The organism is Telmatospirillum sp. J64-1 (assembly GCF_006980715.1).
In the GTDB taxonomy this organism is placed as follows: domain Bacteria; phylum Pseudomonadota; class Alphaproteobacteria; order Rhodospirillales; family Magnetospirillaceae; genus Oleiliquidispirillum; species Oleiliquidispirillum nitrogeniifigens.
This window is the reverse complement of record NZ_SBHN01000004.1, coordinates 172,142-187,647: the sequence shown is the minus strand read 5'-3', so window position 1 is coordinate 187,647 and position 15,506 is coordinate 172,142. Positions and strand designations below refer to the sequence as shown.

Sequence of the window (15,506 nt, the reverse complement as noted above, 5' to 3'; positions counted from 1 at the left end):
GTAGACTTCATATTACTGTCATACGCAAAAAATCGTGAGGTGCTAATCATCCCCTCCGAAGTAGCGCGCCGGTGCGTACGGCGTGGCAAGACTGCTTTTGAGGAGAGAGAGATGAGCACATCTGTGTTGGCCAAGGCTGTTGGTTGTGTGGTCGGTGCGGTGCTGGCGATGTCTTCGGCCCACGCCATGGATCCGCGTTACACCGATGCCGACGGCGACCTCGTCGCGGATACCCCGACCGATCCGGCGCAGCAGATCGACCCTGCGACCCTGATCTTCGCCTATACCCCGGTGGAAGACCCCTCGGTCTATGCCAAGGTCTGGGACGGCTTCCTGAAGCATATGGAACAGGTCACCGGCAAGCGGGTGCAGTTCTTCCCCGTCCAGTCCAACGCCGCCCAGATCGAAGCCATGCGCGCCGGCCGCCTGCATGTCGCGGGCTTCAACACGGGTTCCAACCCGCTGGCCGTCAACTGCGCCGGTTTCGTCCCCTTCGCCATGATGGCGTCGAAGGATGACCTCTACGGCTATGAGATGGAAATCATCACCTATCCGGGCAGCGGCATCGAGAAGATCGAGGACATCAAGGGCAAGAAGCTGGCCTTCACCTCCGAGACCTCGAATTCCGGCTACAAGGCTCCTTCCGCCCTGCTGGAAGCCGAATACAACATGAAGGCCGGTCAGGACTTCGAGCCCGTCTTCTCGGGTAAGCACGACAACTCGATCCTCGGCGTGGCCAACAAGGATTATCCGGCCGCCGCCATCGCCAATTCGGTGCTGGGCCGTATGGTCGCCCGCGACGTGGTCAAGGCCGACCAGATCAAGAGCATCTACAAGTCCCAGACCTTCCCGACCACCGGCTACGGCTATGTCTACAACCTGAAGCCCGAGCTTCAGGAGAAGATCAAGGAAGCCTTCTTCACCTTCGATTGGGAAGGTTCGGACCTGCTCAAGGAGTTCCAGGCTTCGGAACCCCCGCAGGAGAAGTTCATGCCCATCAGCTACAAGGAGCATTGGGAAGTCGTTCGTAAGATCGACGAAGCCATGAACGTCTCTTACGCCTGCAACTGATCCCGTGACGAAAAGAGCCGGTTCGATGCTGAAGATCGAGAACCTTACCAAACGCTATCGCACGGGTGATCTGGCGCTCAACAATGTCTCTGTCTCGGTCCAGCCGGGGCAGGTGGTCGGGCTGATCGGACCCTCCGGAGCGGGCAAGTCCACCTTGATCCGCTGCATCAACCGGCTGGTCGAGCCCAGTTCGGGTCAGGTCCTCCTGCGTGACGAGAACCTGACCCGCCTGGGCAAGGGCCAATTACGCCAGGCGCGCCGCCGCATGGGCATGATCTTCCAGGAATATGCCCTGGTCGAGCGCCTGACGGTGATGGAGAACGTACTGTCCGGACAGCTCGGCTATGTCGGCTTCTGGCGCAGCTATTTCCGCAAATTCCCGCAACAGGCGGTGGATCAGGCCTTCGCCACGCTCGAACGCGTGGGCCTGTCCGACCATGCCGACAAGCGCGCCGATGCCCTGTCGGGCGGCCAGCGCCAGCGTGTCGGCATCGCCCGCGCCCTGCTGCAGAATCCCGATATTCTGCTGGTGGACGAACCGACCGCCAGCCTGGACCCCAAGACCTCGCGCCAGATCATGCGCCTGATCTGCGAGGTCTGCGCCGAACGCGGCCTTGCCGCCATCATCAACATCCATGACGTCGCCCTGGCCCAGATGTTCGTGCAGCGGATCATCGGCCTGAAAAAGGGCGAAGTGGTCTTCGACGGCAGCCCGGACGACCTGACGCCGGATGTCCTGACGCGCATCTATGGCGAAGAGGACTGGACCCGCACCATCCGCAAGCCCGGCAATGACGAGGCCGAGGACGGCGCGGCCGACGAGGACCAGGTCGAACTCATGGCGAGGCCGGCATGACCGCGATTGCCGCCGCACCGCGCCAATGGCGTCGGCCGTCGCTGATCGCCAATCCCTGGCTGCGCTGGGGGCTGTGGCTGGGCCTTGCGGTCTATCTGGTGATCGGCATCGGTGCCGTAGAGGTGAACTGGCAGCGGGCCTATGAAGGGCTGGACCGCGGCTGGCAGTTCATCCTGGGCTTCCTGAAGCCCGACTTCACCTCCCGCTGGGGGGATATCGTGGTCGGCATGCGGGAAAGCCTGACCATGACGGTGACCTCGACCGTGGTCGGCGTACTGCTGTCGATCCCTATCGGTGTCGGGGCGGCGCGCAATCTGGCCCCCGCGCCGGTCTATCTGGTCTGCCGCTCGATCATCGCCCTGTCGCGCAGCTTCCAGGAAATCATCATCGCCATCCTGTTCGTGGCCATGGTGGGCTTCGGGCCGCTGGCCGGTTTCCTGACCCTGTCCTTCGCCACCATCGGCTTCATCGCCAAGCTGCTGGCCGAGGATATCGAGGATATGGACGAATCCCAGGCCGAGGCCATCCGCGCCACCGGCGCATCGTGGTGGCAGGTGGTGACCTGGGCGGTGCAGCCCCAGGTGATGCCGCGCCTGATCGGTCTCAGCGTCTATCGCTTCGACATCAATTTCCGTGAATCCGCCGTCATCGGCATCGTTGGCGCGGGCGGCATCGGTGCCACCCTCAATACCGCCATCGACCGCTACGAATTCGATTCCGCGGCTGCCGTGTTGCTGCTGATCATCGCCATCGTGATGATCTGCGAATACTCGTCCAGCTATATCCGGAAATGGGTGCAGTAATGGCGATCACGACCCTGAACGATACCAAGATCTGGCAGCGCCGCACGCCGCCGCAACAGCTTCTCGTCTGGGCTGGCTGGCTGGGCCTGGTGGCCTTGTTCGTCCTGTCCTGGCAGGTGATGACCCAGGACACCATCTGGCTCTTCGTCCTGGATGCGCCTCAGCAGGCGGCCGATATCGGCCGACGCATGTTCCCGCCGCGCTGGGAATACATGGACCGGCTGTGGAAGCCGTTGTGGGATACGCTCAACATCGCCACGCTGGGGACCATGCTGGCCGTCGTCGTGGCGGTGCCGGTGGCCTTTCTGGCGGCGCGCAACACCACGCCCAGCATCCACTTCATCCGTCCGGTGGCGCTGTTCGTGATCGTGTCCTCGCGTTCCATCAACTCGCTGATCTGGGCCTTGCTGCTGGTCTCGATCCTGGGGCCGGGCCTGCTGGCGGGCATTCTCTCCATCGCCCTGCGCTCCATCGGCTTCATCGCCAAGCTTCTCTACGAAGCGATCGAGGAGATCGACGAGAAGCAGGTGGAAGCCATCAGTGCCACCGGGGCCAGTCAGGCCCAGGTGATGGCCTTCGGCATCGTGCCTCAGATCCTGCCGGCCTTCGCGGGGATCACCGTCTTCCGCTGGGACATCAACATCCGCGAGTCGACGGTGCTGGGCTTGGTCGGGGCCGGGGGCATCGGGATGCAGCTGATGGCCTCGCTGAACGTGCTGGCCTGGCCGCAGGTCACGCTGATCTTCCTGGTCATCCTGGGCACCGTGGTGGTCAGCGAATGGGTGTCGGCCAAGGTGCGCCACGCCATCATCTGATCTCGTCTGGATTTTCTCCGTAAGAGCAAGCTTTCTGATACAGGACGTTACCAATGCGTAACGTCCTGTCGCTTTTGCGGGGGGCATATACTTTTTGAGCAGATGAGGAGGCCCCATCTCTTTCCTGGCTGCTGAGCCGATATTTATCCCTGTATTTAAAATCATTCTATCTCGCGCCGTCTTTATGAGAGAGTCATATGCTTGGAGGCTCAGGCGGAGAAGAAATTGCTTCCAGGTGGTCAATCATCCCCCCTCAAAGGGCCGATGCGCCGGTTCGTCGGGCTGCTGGCCGTTCTTCTGGCCTCGCTCCTGATCTTCGAGATTTTGTCGAGCCTGCGTCTGAAGGAAGCCTATGAGGGAGAATCCGCCCAGGTAGCGTACCGGCTCCTGGATATGCTGGACCACGAGCAGCAGCGGATCATCGAGGACGCCCATCACATTCTCGTGACGGCCCGGGCATTCGGTGTCGGCCAGATGGATGCGTCGGCCTGCCGCAACGTCATGGAGCGGATCGCGGCGGAGTTCCCGAGGCATCTCCAGCTCAGTATCAGCGACCCGGACGGCAGGACGTGGTGCGCCACCGATCCGGACGAGATCGGACGGCAATTCTATGACATGGGGCATTTCCGCAGGGCAATGGAAGCAGGCCGTTTCACGGTGGGGCATTTCACGCTTCCTTCCGTCACCGAGGCTGCCCGCCTGCCTTTCTCCCTGCGTCTCGAAGGACCCGGCGGCACGCCCGCCGGTCTTGCCACGGTTTCGCTCGAGCTCGGTTGGCTTGCAGGTTACCTTTCGAAAAGGGCGCTTCCCCCCAATACCTCGATCGTGATCGCTGACGGCGAAGGCGTGATCCTGGCCCGGATCCCCGATCATCAATCCTGGGTGGGCCAGAAGCTTCCCGAACGGTTCTCGGTCATGCTGGAGGCCGACGAGAACGGGCTGGTCGAGATGCCGGGGCTGGAAGGGACATCCCGTCTTTTTGCCTTCTCTCCACTGAAATCCGGCGTCTTGGGGTTGATGGTTGCAATCGGCTTCGACGAGCATTCGACCTTGTACGCGGTGCGTTTGGCGGCCCTGCAATCCTTCATCGCCTTCCTGGGCCTTCTGCTGATCAGCGGCGGTGCGGCCGCCTGGGGCCTGCGGCAATATCTGCGGGTCCGTAGCAAGGCCGAACAGGCCTTGCGTCAGACGGAAGCGCGGCTTCAATTGGCTTTGAAATCTGCCCGGGCCGGGGCCTTCGAATGGAACATGAAAACGGGAGAGGTCTACTGGTCAGACGAGATCTATCGGATCTTTGCTTTCGACCCGCAGAAACAGCAGCCTTCGGATGAGACATGGCGGGGATCGATCCATCCCGCCGACCGTGATTTCGTCAATGTCCTGTTCCAGGACATAAGAGAGGGAAAGCGGAAAACCTATGAAGCGGAATACCGCATCATAGTCTCCAATCATAATGTGCGGTGGATCTTCTCCTCTGGCTATGCCCAGGAAATCGGGGACGGCGAGGGTGTGCATGTCACGGGTCTCTGCATGGACATCACCGAGCGCAAGCGCATCGAGGAAGCCTTGAAGCGCAGCGAGGAACGTCTCACCCTTGTTTTGTCTTCCGTCGATGCCGGGATGTGGGATTGGGATCTCCCGACGGGGACCGTCGAATGGAGTGAGGGCCTCTACCGTCTGTTCGACCTGGATCCCGAGACTTTTACACCCAGTGCGGAGAAATGGTTCGAGGTCTTGCCTCCGGAGGACCGGGGGATGGTTCAGGCCTATGTCGACCATACCTTGGCAATGGGGAAACCCGAATATCGGGTGGAACATCGCGTCCGACATTCCGACGGAAGTATCCGCTGGCTCCTGGGGATCGGGCGAATCTTCTACGACGAGGCCGGGCAGCCGTTTCGTATATTGGGACTGGGCATCGATATCACCGAGCATAAAGAGCTGGAAGAGGCGCTGCGGGAGGGAGAGGCGCGGTATCGCGGCCTGGTGGAGTCGCAAAGGGACCTCGTCGTGCGCATCAATGATGAAGGACGCTTCACCTTCGTCAATGAAACCATGTGCAAGCTATTGGGCCGCGACTGTGCCGAGTTGATCGGTGCCCACTGGACCGACTACGTCCATCCCGACGACCACGAGAAGACCAGGGAGGCGATGGAGCGTGCCGTGACCGAGCCCGAACACCGCACGACGGTGGAATGCCGCCTGCGGACCCCCTCCGGTGAGCGGTGGTATATGTGGGAAGGGACCGCCGTGTTCGACCCGGACGGGAATTATCTGGAGAACCAGGCGACGGGGCGGGACATGACCGACCGCCACCGGATGGAGGAAAACCTCCGGCAGGCGAAAGAGGAGGCGGAACAGGCCAATGCCTCGAAGTCACGCTTCCTGGCCGCGGCCAGCCATGACCTGCGTCAGCCTGTGCAGTCCCTGTTCCTGTTCACCACCCTGCTGGAAGAATATGTGGAAGGGGAAAAGGCGCGTTCGGTCCTGGCGGTGCTGAGGCGCAGCTTGGAAACGCTGAAAAGCCTGCTGGACAGTCTGCTTGACATCTCGCGGCTCGAAGCCGGGGTCATCGAAGTCAATATCGAGGATTTTTCCCTCGACATGCTGTTGCAGGATATCGAGGTCGCCTATACGCCGCTGGCCCGGGACAAGGGGCTGGACCTGCGGGTCGGCCATCCCGATAGCCCGATCCGGGTGCGGAGCGACCGCTTGCTGCTGGGACGCATGCTCAGGAACCTTATCGAGAACGCCTTGCGCTACACGGAAAGGGGCTATGTCCGGGTCTTCTGCCGCCAGACGGAAAACGGGCTTTGCCTGGAGGTGGAAGACAGCGGCATCGGCATCCCGCCGGAACATCTCAGCCGTATTTTCGAGGAATTCCATCAGGTGGGGAACGAGGCGCGGGACCGGTCCCAGGGGCTTGGCCTCGGCCTAGCCATCGTCAAGCGCTTGTCCCTGCTCCTCAACCATCCGATCCATGTGCGTTCCGACCTGGGCAAGGGATCCGTGTTCACCATCGAGGTTCCTTTGGCGAACGGAATACTGGATGCCGATTCCGCGAGAACGCAGGAGGCATGGCAGGATCCTTGACACCTCGCCGTGGAGCGGAAGGCGCGCCCGTTCCGTCAAAAAACAAGGCGTGCGGCCGGTTCCGGCTGCACGCCTTTTCCTTGGGAGACCCGCCAGGGATCAGAAATTGTCGTCGGCGCCGAAATCGCCGTCGGAGTAGTAGCTTTCATCGGCGCCGTAATCCACGGCGGTATCCTGGTCCAGGGGGGCGGGTTCCGCCGCCTGGGCTTCATTGCCCGAGAACATGGACATGATGGCATTGCCCATCAGCACGCCCCCGGCCACGCCCAGGGCGGTCTGCATGGCCCCGCCCAGGAAGCTGCCCCTGGGGGCATTCTGGAAGGGGGCGGCGGCTGCTGACTGGCGGGGCGGCGGAACATGGGCGGGACGGGCCTGGCCGCCGGCCGGTTGGCCGCCGCCGAACAGGCTGGCCAGGAAGCCGCCGCCGCCACCGGCCGGACGCTTGGCCAACTCGTGTTCCAACTCGGCCACACGCTCATTGGCGGCCTTCAGCGCGTGCTCCTGCACCAGGATGGTCTGAGCCATGTAATAGGGCGCGCTGGGCTGGCTCGCCACCTTTTCCCGGATCACCTGTTCCGCTTCCGCGTCACGGTCCGGGGCCTGGGTTTCCACGGTCCGGAGTTTGCCGAAAAGATCCTCGATGACATCGCGCTCTGTCTGGTTCATGGCTCTCTTCTCCTTCTCCTCTGATGGAGCAGGAGCGGACGGACTCCGCTCTCTCAACCTGAAGATAGTGAGAGGAGGGGCTTCGATCCAATTTATTAAATTTCGTCTTTTGATATTTCATTCTTATTACAAACTGCGCGATTCCCTTGGAAATCATGAGCTCTGGCGCAAGGTGCTAAGCATATTACCTGACTCCGCCTATGACCGATGGTGCGGCACCGCGATTTGGGTATCCCATATTCCTTAACGCCGCTCTCGGGCATTTCTTGTATTCTGCGCCTACCGATTTTCGCCCGTTTGATTACAGGAAACTCATGGAACGACTTGACCCCCGCATCGTCCAGCAGTTCCCATACCTGCGCCGTTATGCACGCGCCTTGACCGGTTCGCAGATCCGGGGTGACAATTACGTCAGGGCCTGCATCGAAGCCCTGCTTGCCGATCCCAGCTTGGTTTCCGCCGACCAGGATTTGCGCCTGCGCCTCTTTTCCTTCTTCCACGATGTTTGGACACTCGTGCATTCCAGTGAGGAGGAGGGCGAACATCAGGATGGGGGCGATCCCCTGCCCACACTCGAAGCCTTGCCGCCGATCAACCGCCAGGTCCTGCTGCTGACCTCGCTCGAAGGCTTCACCCTGGCCGAAACGGCCTGGATGCTGGGCCTGACCCAGCAGGAAGTCCGCGACCATCTGAGCCGGGCGCGTGAGGAATTGGGCCGTCAGAACCCGGCCCGTGTGCTGATCATCGAGGATGAGAGCATCATCTCGCTGGAAATCCAGCGGATCATCGAGGAAATGGGCCATGAAGTGGCGGGCGTCGCCGCCAACAGGCGCGAGGCCTTGAACCTGATCGACGAGGCCGATCCCAGCCTGATCCTCAGCGATATCAATCTGAAAGACGGCGATGACGGCATCGTCACCGTGCGCGAGATCATCCGCCATGTCGGCAGCCCCATCGTCTTCGTCACCGCCTTCCCCGAACGCCTGTTGACCGGTGAAGTGACCGAACCGGCCTTCGTGGTGCCCAAGCCCTTTACCTCCGACGCCCTGAAGACGGCCGTGGGCCAAGCCTTGTCCATCAAGCCGCCGCCGCCGGTTGCCGCCGTCTCGTAGGAGTGGGGAAAGGAACAAATCCGCCGCGTGTCGCCGCCGCCACAAGCGGCGGCTGGCCGCGTTGCGTTCCCAGGGACGTCTTCATGGGAGAGGCTGACGGCCGAACAGAAGGAGGAGATATGCTCAACAAGGCCTCGCCGGCCCAAGAGCCAGTCGTACCGGATTCCCCCTCCCGCCCCGATTCCCTTCTCTCGATCGATCCCGCGGGCCTGCTGGCCCAGTTGGGCACGAGTTTCAGCGGTATCGAACGCACCGGCCTGACCCTGCTGCCGGCCATCATCGAGCATGCGCCGGTGGCGACCGCCGTGGTGCATGGTCCGGAGCATACGATCCTTTTCGCCAATGCCGCCTATCGTTCCCTTGTCGGCGACGGCGACCGTCCGCTGATCGGCCAATCCATTGTCGAGGCTTTCCCCGCGTTGAGCGGCGGCGGTGCCATCGCCGCGCTCGACCGGGTGCTGGCGACCGGCGAGACGGTGCGCCTGGACGAATACGCGATCTGCCTGCACGGAGATGACCGGCAGAGCTTTTGGGATGTGGACCTCATTCCCTTCATGGGGCAGGGCGGCGTCACCGAATGCATCCTGATCCTGGGCTCGAATGTCACCGAGAAGGTGGAAAGCCGCCAGCGCATGGAGCAGCTGAATGCCGAGGCCGAGGCCCGCGCCCGCCGTGCCGAGGAAGCCGAACGCATGCTCGATGCCTTGATGGCGCATATCCCGGAAGGCATCACCATCGCCGATGCGCCGGACGGCTTCATCCGCCGCGTCAGCGATTACGGCATCCTCGCCGCCGGCCAGCAGCGCGGGCAGTTGGAAGGCATCGCCTGCGAGGATTATTCATCCGCCTGGCATATCGTTCATGCCGACGGCAGTCCCGCCGAAGGCATCGAATTGCCGCTCGCCCGTGCGGTCCGCAATGGCGAGGTGGTGTTCAACGAGGAATGGCTGATGCTGCGCCCCGACGGCCGCCGCGTGCCGTTGCTCTGCAATGCCGGGCCGGTGTTCGACCGCGACGGCCGCATCATCGCGGGCATCGTCGCCTGGCGGGACATCACCCAGCTCAAGCTGGCTCAGGAAGCCTTGCGGGAAAGCGAGGACCGCTTCCGGACCCTGGCCGAGGCGCTGCCCCAGATCGTCTGGGCCGCCGAGCCCGACGGCCATATCTATTACTGCAACAAGCGCTGGTTCAATTTCATCGGGGAAGACGAGGACGGCGAGGCGCGCTACCGCTCCCGTGCCGATCTCCTGCATCCCGAGGACCGCGAACGTACCATCGGCCTATGGCGCGAGGCGGTGGAGACGGGGCGCAGCTACGAGATCGAGCACCGCCTGCTCCATGCCAGCGGCGATTATCGCTGGCTGCTCACCCGTGCCCTGCCCATGCGCGATGGCCAGGGGCGTATCCTGCGCTGGCTCGGCACCACCACCGATATCGATTTCCAGAAACGCTACGAGGTCAATCTGCAGCAGGCGCTGGAGCAGAAGAACCATCTGCTGCGGGAGATCAATCACCGCATCAAGAATTCGCTTCAGCTGATCTCCAGCCTGCTCAGCCTGCAAAGCATGCAGCATGCCGATCCGGTGCTGCGCCAGCAATTCAATCAGGCCTGCCGCCGCATCGGCACCGTGGCCCAGGTGCATGAGCGCCTTTACCGCACCGAGCATATGCGCAGCATCGAATTCGGCGAATATCTGCGCCGTCTTTGTGCCGGTGTCGCGCAATCCATGTCGACCCCCACCCAGGTCATCGACGTGATCGTCACCGGCGATGCGGTGGAACTGCCGACGGATACGGTGGTGCCCCTGGCGCTGATCGCCAATGAATTGGTGACCAATGCCTGCAAATACGGGGCGCTGGAGAGCGACAATCTGGTCCGGGTCGATTTCCGTCGCGACGGCGACGGCTATCGCCTGACCGTCTCGGACCAGGGGCCGGGCCTGCCGGTTGATTTCGACCCCCAGCGCGGCAAAGGGCTGGGCATGCGCCTGGTCCAGGCCCTGGTCGGCCAGATCGAGGGGCAGCTGGAACACAATGCCGGGGGCGAGGGCGCGCGGATGTCGGTCTTCTTCCGCGTGAAGGCGCTGGAGAGCTAGGGAGCGCCTCAAGCGCCAAAGAGAAACGGCCGGGCCCTTGCGGGTCCGGCCGTTCTTCTGGAAGGGTTACGAGATTCAGGCGACGGCGACGGGGCCGCGGACCAGGACGTCGTAATCCTCGATCAGCATGCGGCTGATATCGCTGGGCGTGAAGCGATAGGGGCCGATTTCGCTGACGGGGGTGACTTCGGCGGCGGTGCCGGTCAGGAAGACTTCCTGCGCCTTGGCCAGTTCCTCGGGCATGATCGCCCGCTCGACCACCTTCAGGCCGCGCTTCTTGGCGAGGTCGATCACCGTGCGGCGGGTGATGCCGTCGAGGAAGCAGTCGGGCGTCGGGGTGTGGATCTCGCCGTCGATCACCAGGAAGATATTGGCGCCGGTGGCTTCGGCGATCTGGCCGCGATAGTCGAGCATCAGGGCGTCGTCATAGCCTTCCTTCTCGGCCTGATGCTTGGACATGGTGCAGATCATGTACAGACCGGCGGCCTTGGACTTGGTCGGCGCGGTATCGGGGGCCGGGCGCTTCCAGTCGGAGATGCGCAGGCGGATCCCCTTCATGCGCGCTTCCGGCGAGAAATAGGACGGCCAGGTCCAGGTGGCGACGGCCAGGTGGATCTTGGTCGCCTGCGCGGCCACACCCATCATTTCCGAACCGCGCCACGCCACCGGGCGCACATAGCCATCGGTGATGTTGTTGGCCTTGACGGTCTCGCGCGTCGCCGCGTCGATCTCTTCCAGGCTCCACGGAATGTCGAAGCCCAGCAGCTTCCCCGAATCGATCAGGCGCTGGCTGTGTTCGGTCAGCTTGAAGACGTTGCCGTTGTATACGCGTTCGCCTTCGAATACGCAGGAGGCATAATGCAGTGCATGGGACAGCACATGGATCTTGGCATCGCGCCAGGGAATCAGGGCGCCGTCATACCAAATGAATCCGTCGCGATCGTCGAAGGGAATGACTGACATTGGGAGCGGTCTCGCGCTATCAAAATGTTACCGATGGCTGTTGCTTTGCGTAACATTCTTGAGGCATATAAGTCAATATGACTGACATAAAAACCGGCGTTAATCCCCTCTTCCTGCGCGAGGAGGAGTTACGGCAAGGCATCGAACTGCTGTTCTTCGCCTATCGCGACTTCACGTCCGAGCCCGATGCGATGCTGGAGCAGTACCGTTTCGGCCGCGCCCATCACCGTGTCATCTATTTCGTCGGCCGCCATCCCGGCATCACCGTCAGCGAATTGCTGGGAATCCTGCGTATCACCAAGCAGAGCCTGTCGCGGGTCCTGGGGCAACTCGTGCGTGAGGGCTTCATCACCCAGAGGACGGGAGCCCGCGACCGCCGCCAGCGTCTGCTGGAACTGACGGAGAAGGGCATCGAGCTGGAGCGCCTGCTGACGGAAAAGCAGCGCGCCCGCATCGCCCAGGCCTATCGCGAAGCCGGGGCCGAGGCGGTGGAAGGCTTCCGCAAGGTGATGCTGGGGATGATCGACGAACAGGACCGCGACCGCTTTCCCGCCGGCAGCCCGCTGGCCCCACCCCGCCGCCGCCCCTAACGACCGGATCCCGCCATGGACGACAAGCCTCATATTCTCGTGGTCGATGACGATACGAGGCTGCGCGAGTTGCTGCGCAAATACCTGTCCGACAACGGCTATCTCGTGACCACCGCGCCGGATGCGGCCGAGGCCCGCCAGCGCCTGGAGGGAATGGCCTTCGATCTGCTTGTCCTGGATGTGATGATGCCCGGTGAAAGCGGATTGGAACTGACCCGCTCGCTGCGCCTGCGCAATTCCGTGCCGATCCTGCTGCTGACCGCGATGAGCGAGACGGAAGACCGCATCGACGGGCTGGAAAGCGGTGCCGACGATTATCTGACCAAGCCTTTCGAGCCCCGGGAATTGCTGCTGCGCATCGGTTCGATCCTGCGCCGCGTGCCGCGCGAGGCTCCCGCCGAGGCCCGGCCTGCGCCGCGATCCTTGCGTCTGGGCGGCTATGTGTGGGATGTAGCACGGAGCGAACTGCACTTCGAGGGCGAGGTGGTTCACCTGACCACCGCCGAGGCGGCCTTGATGCAGGTTCTCGGCGAGGCGCCGAATGAAGTGCTCTCGCGTGAGGAATTGGGGCGGCGTACCGGCACCAGCGGCAATCTGCGCAGCGTCGATGTACAGGTCACGCGCTTGCGCAAGAAGATCGAGGACGATCCACGCCAGCCCCGCTATCTCCAGACCGTCCGCGGTCGCGGCTATATGTTGCGCGCGGATCCCGGATAAAGGCGTTTCTCATGAACAGTGTGAGCCAGGTGAGGCGGACGGCGGGATGGAACTGGGGGGTGAAACGCCTCCTGCCGCGCGGCCTGCTGGGGCGCTCGCTACTGATCCTGGTGATGCCGTTGGTGGTCCTGCAACTGGTGTCCACCTATGTCTTCTTCGCCACGCATTGGCAGCATCTGGCCCGCCGCCTGTCCCAGGGGATCGCCGGTGATGTTGCCATGGTGACCGAGATGCTGCGCCGCCATCCCGCAGTGGAGGAGAGGGAGTTCCTCTTCGAGACGGCCAGACACAAGATGAGTCTGGATATCACTTTGCACGAGGGGGCTATCCTGCCCAATGTGGCCCCTCCCGCCCAGCGCGGTTTCCTCTACAAGGCTCTCATCCGTGAGTTGACGGGCTATGTCGGGCGTCCCATCCATCTGGATGTCACCAGCCATAGGCGCGAGATCGAGATCAAGGTGCAATTGACCAACGGCGTGCTGCAGATCATCGTGCCGCGCAAGCGCCTCTATACCGATACGACCTATCTTTTCGTGCTGTGGATGGTCGGCACTTCCCTGCTTCTTTTCGGCATCGCCACCATCTTCATGCGTAACCAGGTCCGCTCGGTGCGTAAGCTGGCCACTGCCGCCGACAGTTTCGGCAAGGGCCGCGACGTCACCGATTTCAAGCCGGAAGGGGCGACGGAAGTCCGTCAGGCGGCCTCTGCCTTCCTCCTGATGCGCGACCGCATCCAGCGCCAGATCGCCCAGAGGACGGAGATGCTGGCGGGGGTCAGCCACGATCTGCGCACGCCGCTGACGCGCATGAAGTTGCAGCTGGCGATGATGGGCGAGGGCGAGGGGATCGCCGAGTTGCAGGAAGACGTGGCCGAGATGGAACAGATGGTCGAGGGCTATCTCGCCTTCGCCCGCGGGGAGGGGCGCGAGGCGGTATCCGATACCGATCTGAGCGCCTTGCTGGAAGACGTAGTGTCGCGCTTCCGGCGCAATGGGACGGAGATCGACCTGCGCTGTCCGGAGGAATTGAGCCTGCCGTTGCGCCCCCATGCCTTTTCCCGTTGCTTGGGCAACCTGATCGGCAATGCCGGCCGCTATGCCGGCCGCATCGCGGTGGAGGCGAGGCAGCGGGGCAATGCCATCGAGGTGCTGGTGGACGATGACGGTCCCGGCATTCCCGAGGATAAGCGGGAGGATGTCTTCAAGGCCTTCTACCGCCTGGAAGGGTCGCGTAATCCCAAGACCGGCGGTGTCGGTCTGGGCTTGACCATCGCCCGCGATGTGGTGCGCGGCCATGGTGGGGAATTGATGCTGGAAACATCGCCTCTGGGGGGCTTGAGGGCTAGAATACGCCTGCCCTTGTAACGAAGACGGGAAAGGGGGGAGACATGCTGTCGGTATTGGTGGCCAATCTCAAGGGCGGCTGCGGCAAGACCACCATCGCCACCCATTTGGCGGCGGCCTTCGCCGGGGCTGGGTTCGCCACGGCCATTGCCGATTGCGACCGCCAACGTTCCAGCCTTGCCTGGCTTGGCCGTCGTCCCGGGACATTGCCAGCCATCACGGGCCTGGATTGGACGAAAAGCATTGACGTGCCTCCGTCCGGGATCGAACGGCTGGTCATCGATTCCCCGGCGGCTTTGCGCGGCAAGACGAGCAAGGATTTGGTCGAGCGCGCCGATATCGTGCTGGTGCCGGTGCTGCCTTCGGCCTTCGACCGCGATGCCAGTGCGCGTTTCCTCGCCAAGCTGGCCGAGATCAAGCCGGTGCGCAAGAACAAGCGGGTCGTCGCCGTGATCGGCAACCGCCTGCGCCTGGGCACCAAGGCGGTCCAGCAGCTCGACGATTTCTTCGCCGAATTGGGCTTCCCGGTCATCGCCCGCCTGCGCGACACCCAGGCCTATCCCGCCGCTGCCGAGGCCGGCTCCACCCTGTTCGAGGACCGTTCCCGCAGGATGCAGCCTTATGCGCAGGAATGGGCGCCGGTGCTGGACTTGGTGGGGGCCAGGGCGAAGGCGGCCTGATCCTTTCTTCCTACGGCTGCGGCGGTGTGTCCTCGGCCTTGGGCTGGTTGTGCGGCTTGAAGACCGGCAGGGCGAGGCCCCTGGTGATCGCCAGGGCGCGCACCAGGAAGGTCGTGAGGAAGGCCGAGCCGACGATGGAAGGCTTCGGCAGGTGGTATTCGTGCAGCAGCACGTAGACCAAAGCACCGCTCAAGGCCGCCGTGGCATAGATTTCCCGGCGGAAGATCAGCGGCACCTCGCGCGCCATGATGTCGCGGATCAGGCCACCGAAGCTGGCGGTCATGATGCCCGTCACCACGGCGATGACCGGCGGGGCGCCCAATGCCATCGCCTTTTCGCAGCCGATGACGGTGAAGACGCCCAGCCCGATGGCATCGGCCCAGAGCAGAGCCTTCATGCGCGAGGCGATATGCGAGGCCCAGAAGAAGGTGGCGCAGGACGCCGCCACGCAGATCAGGATATAGGCGGGTTCGAAGACCCAGAAGACGGGGCGCACGCCCAGCACCAGGTCGCGCAGCGTCCCGCCGCCGATCCCCGCCGCGCAGCCGAGCACCGCGAAGCCCACTAGGTCCATCCGTTTGCGCGCCGCCACCAGACCTCCGGAAACGGCGAAGACCGCCACGCCGACATAGTCGAGGGCGAGGAAGAAAAGATCGAAGTCGTCCACGATAGGGTTTCTGTTCCTCGAGGGCGCCTATGGC

Annotated in this window: 14 protein-coding genes; 11 read left to right on the top strand and 3 right to left on the bottom strand. The window is 63.0% G+C overall.

Annotated features, from left to right (window positions below; genetic code table 11):
- Window positions 1-111: 111 nt before the first annotated feature.
- The 5 genes from phnD to EPD66_RS05710 all read left to right on the top strand — a co-directional run bounded on the left by phnD (window position 112) and on the right by EPD66_RS05710 (window position 6,638).
- Window positions 112-1,071, top strand: a complete 960-nt coding sequence (phnD, locus tag EPD66_RS05730) for a phosphate/phosphite/phosphonate ABC transporter substrate-binding protein (RefSeq protein WP_142847525.1) — start codon at window positions 112-114, stop codon at window positions 1,069-1,071.
- 25 nt (window positions 1,072-1,096) lie between these two features.
- A complete protein-coding gene (gene phnC, locus EPD66_RS05725) occupies window positions 1,097-1,927 on the top strand; it encodes a phosphonate ABC transporter ATP-binding protein (protein WP_142847524.1) in 831 nt (276 codons plus the stop codon).
- Window positions 1,924-2,730, top strand: a complete 807-nt coding sequence (gene phnE, locus EPD66_RS05720; protein WP_142847523.1) for a phosphonate ABC transporter, permease protein PhnE — start codon at window positions 1,924-1,926, stop codon at window positions 2,728-2,730. The genes phnC and phnE (EPD66_RS05720) overlap by 4 nt, the downstream gene beginning before the upstream one ends.
- Entirely contained in the window at window positions 2,730-3,545 is an 816-nt protein-coding gene (gene phnE, locus EPD66_RS05715; RefSeq protein ID WP_142847522.1) for a phosphonate ABC transporter, permease protein PhnE, read from the top strand. The genes phnE (EPD66_RS05720) and phnE (EPD66_RS05715) overlap by 1 nt, the downstream gene beginning before the upstream one ends.
- 264 nt (window positions 3,546-3,809) lie before the next feature.
- Window positions 3,810-6,638, top strand: a complete 2,829-nt coding sequence (locus tag EPD66_RS05710; protein WP_142847521.1) for a PAS domain-containing protein — start codon at window positions 3,810-3,812, stop codon at window positions 6,636-6,638.
- A gap of 99 nt (window positions 6,639-6,737) precedes the next feature.
- Here the strand turns inward: EPD66_RS05710 and EPD66_RS05705 are convergent, their stop codons facing one another.
- A complete protein-coding gene (locus EPD66_RS05705; protein WP_142847520.1) occupies window positions 6,738-7,304 on the bottom strand; it encodes a DUF2076 domain-containing protein in 567 nt (188 codons plus the stop codon).
- Between the two features lie 314 nt (window positions 7,305-7,618).
- On the opposite strand from EPD66_RS05705, the gene EPD66_RS05700 reads away from it, so the two are divergent.
- Entirely contained in the window at window positions 7,619-8,416 is a 798-nt protein-coding gene (locus tag EPD66_RS05700; RefSeq protein ID WP_185961271.1) for a response regulator, read from the top strand.
- A gap of 119 nt (window positions 8,417-8,535) precedes the next feature.
- Window positions 8,536-10,512, top strand: a complete 1,977-nt coding sequence (locus tag EPD66_RS05695; protein ID WP_185961270.1) for a PAS domain-containing protein — start codon at window positions 8,536-8,538, stop codon at window positions 10,510-10,512.
- A 75-nt stretch (window positions 10,513-10,587) separates the two neighbouring features.
- On the opposite strand, the gene EPD66_RS05690 is transcribed toward EPD66_RS05695, so the two are convergent.
- Entirely contained in the window at window positions 10,588-11,475 is an 888-nt protein-coding gene (locus tag EPD66_RS05690; RefSeq protein ID WP_142847517.1) for a branched-chain amino acid aminotransferase, read from the bottom strand.
- 77 nt (window positions 11,476-11,552) lie between these two features.
- On the opposite strand from EPD66_RS05690, the gene EPD66_RS05685 reads away from it, so the two are divergent.
- Genes EPD66_RS05685 through EPD66_RS05670 form a run of 4 tightly spaced genes read left to right on the top strand, consistent with a single transcriptional unit; the run spans window position 11,553 to window position 14,805 of the window.
- On the top strand, window positions 11,553-12,065 hold the full coding sequence (locus EPD66_RS05685; protein WP_142847516.1) for a MarR family winged helix-turn-helix transcriptional regulator: 513 nt from the start codon (window positions 11,553-11,555) through the stop codon (window positions 12,063-12,065).
- Window positions 12,066-12,080: 15 nt separating this feature from the next.
- On the top strand, window positions 12,081-12,782 hold the full coding sequence (locus tag EPD66_RS05680) for a response regulator (RefSeq protein ID WP_142847515.1): 702 nt from the start codon (window positions 12,081-12,083) through the stop codon (window positions 12,780-12,782).
- An 11-nt stretch (window positions 12,783-12,793) separates the two neighbouring features.
- Window positions 12,794-14,146, top strand: a complete 1,353-nt coding sequence (locus EPD66_RS05675) for an ATP-binding protein (protein WP_142847514.1) — start codon at window positions 12,794-12,796, stop codon at window positions 14,144-14,146.
- A gap of 23 nt (window positions 14,147-14,169) precedes the next feature.
- Window positions 14,170-14,805, top strand: a complete 636-nt coding sequence (locus EPD66_RS05670; protein WP_142847513.1) for a ParA family protein — start codon at window positions 14,170-14,172, stop codon at window positions 14,803-14,805.
- Window positions 14,806-14,815: 10 nt separating this feature from the next.
- Here the strand turns inward: EPD66_RS05670 and EPD66_RS05665 are convergent, their stop codons facing one another.
- On the bottom strand, window positions 14,816-15,472 hold the full coding sequence (locus EPD66_RS05665; RefSeq protein ID WP_255448379.1) for a trimeric intracellular cation channel family protein: 657 nt from the start codon (window positions 15,470-15,472) through the stop codon (window positions 14,816-14,818).
- Between the last annotated feature and the right edge of the window lie 34 nt (window positions 15,473-15,506).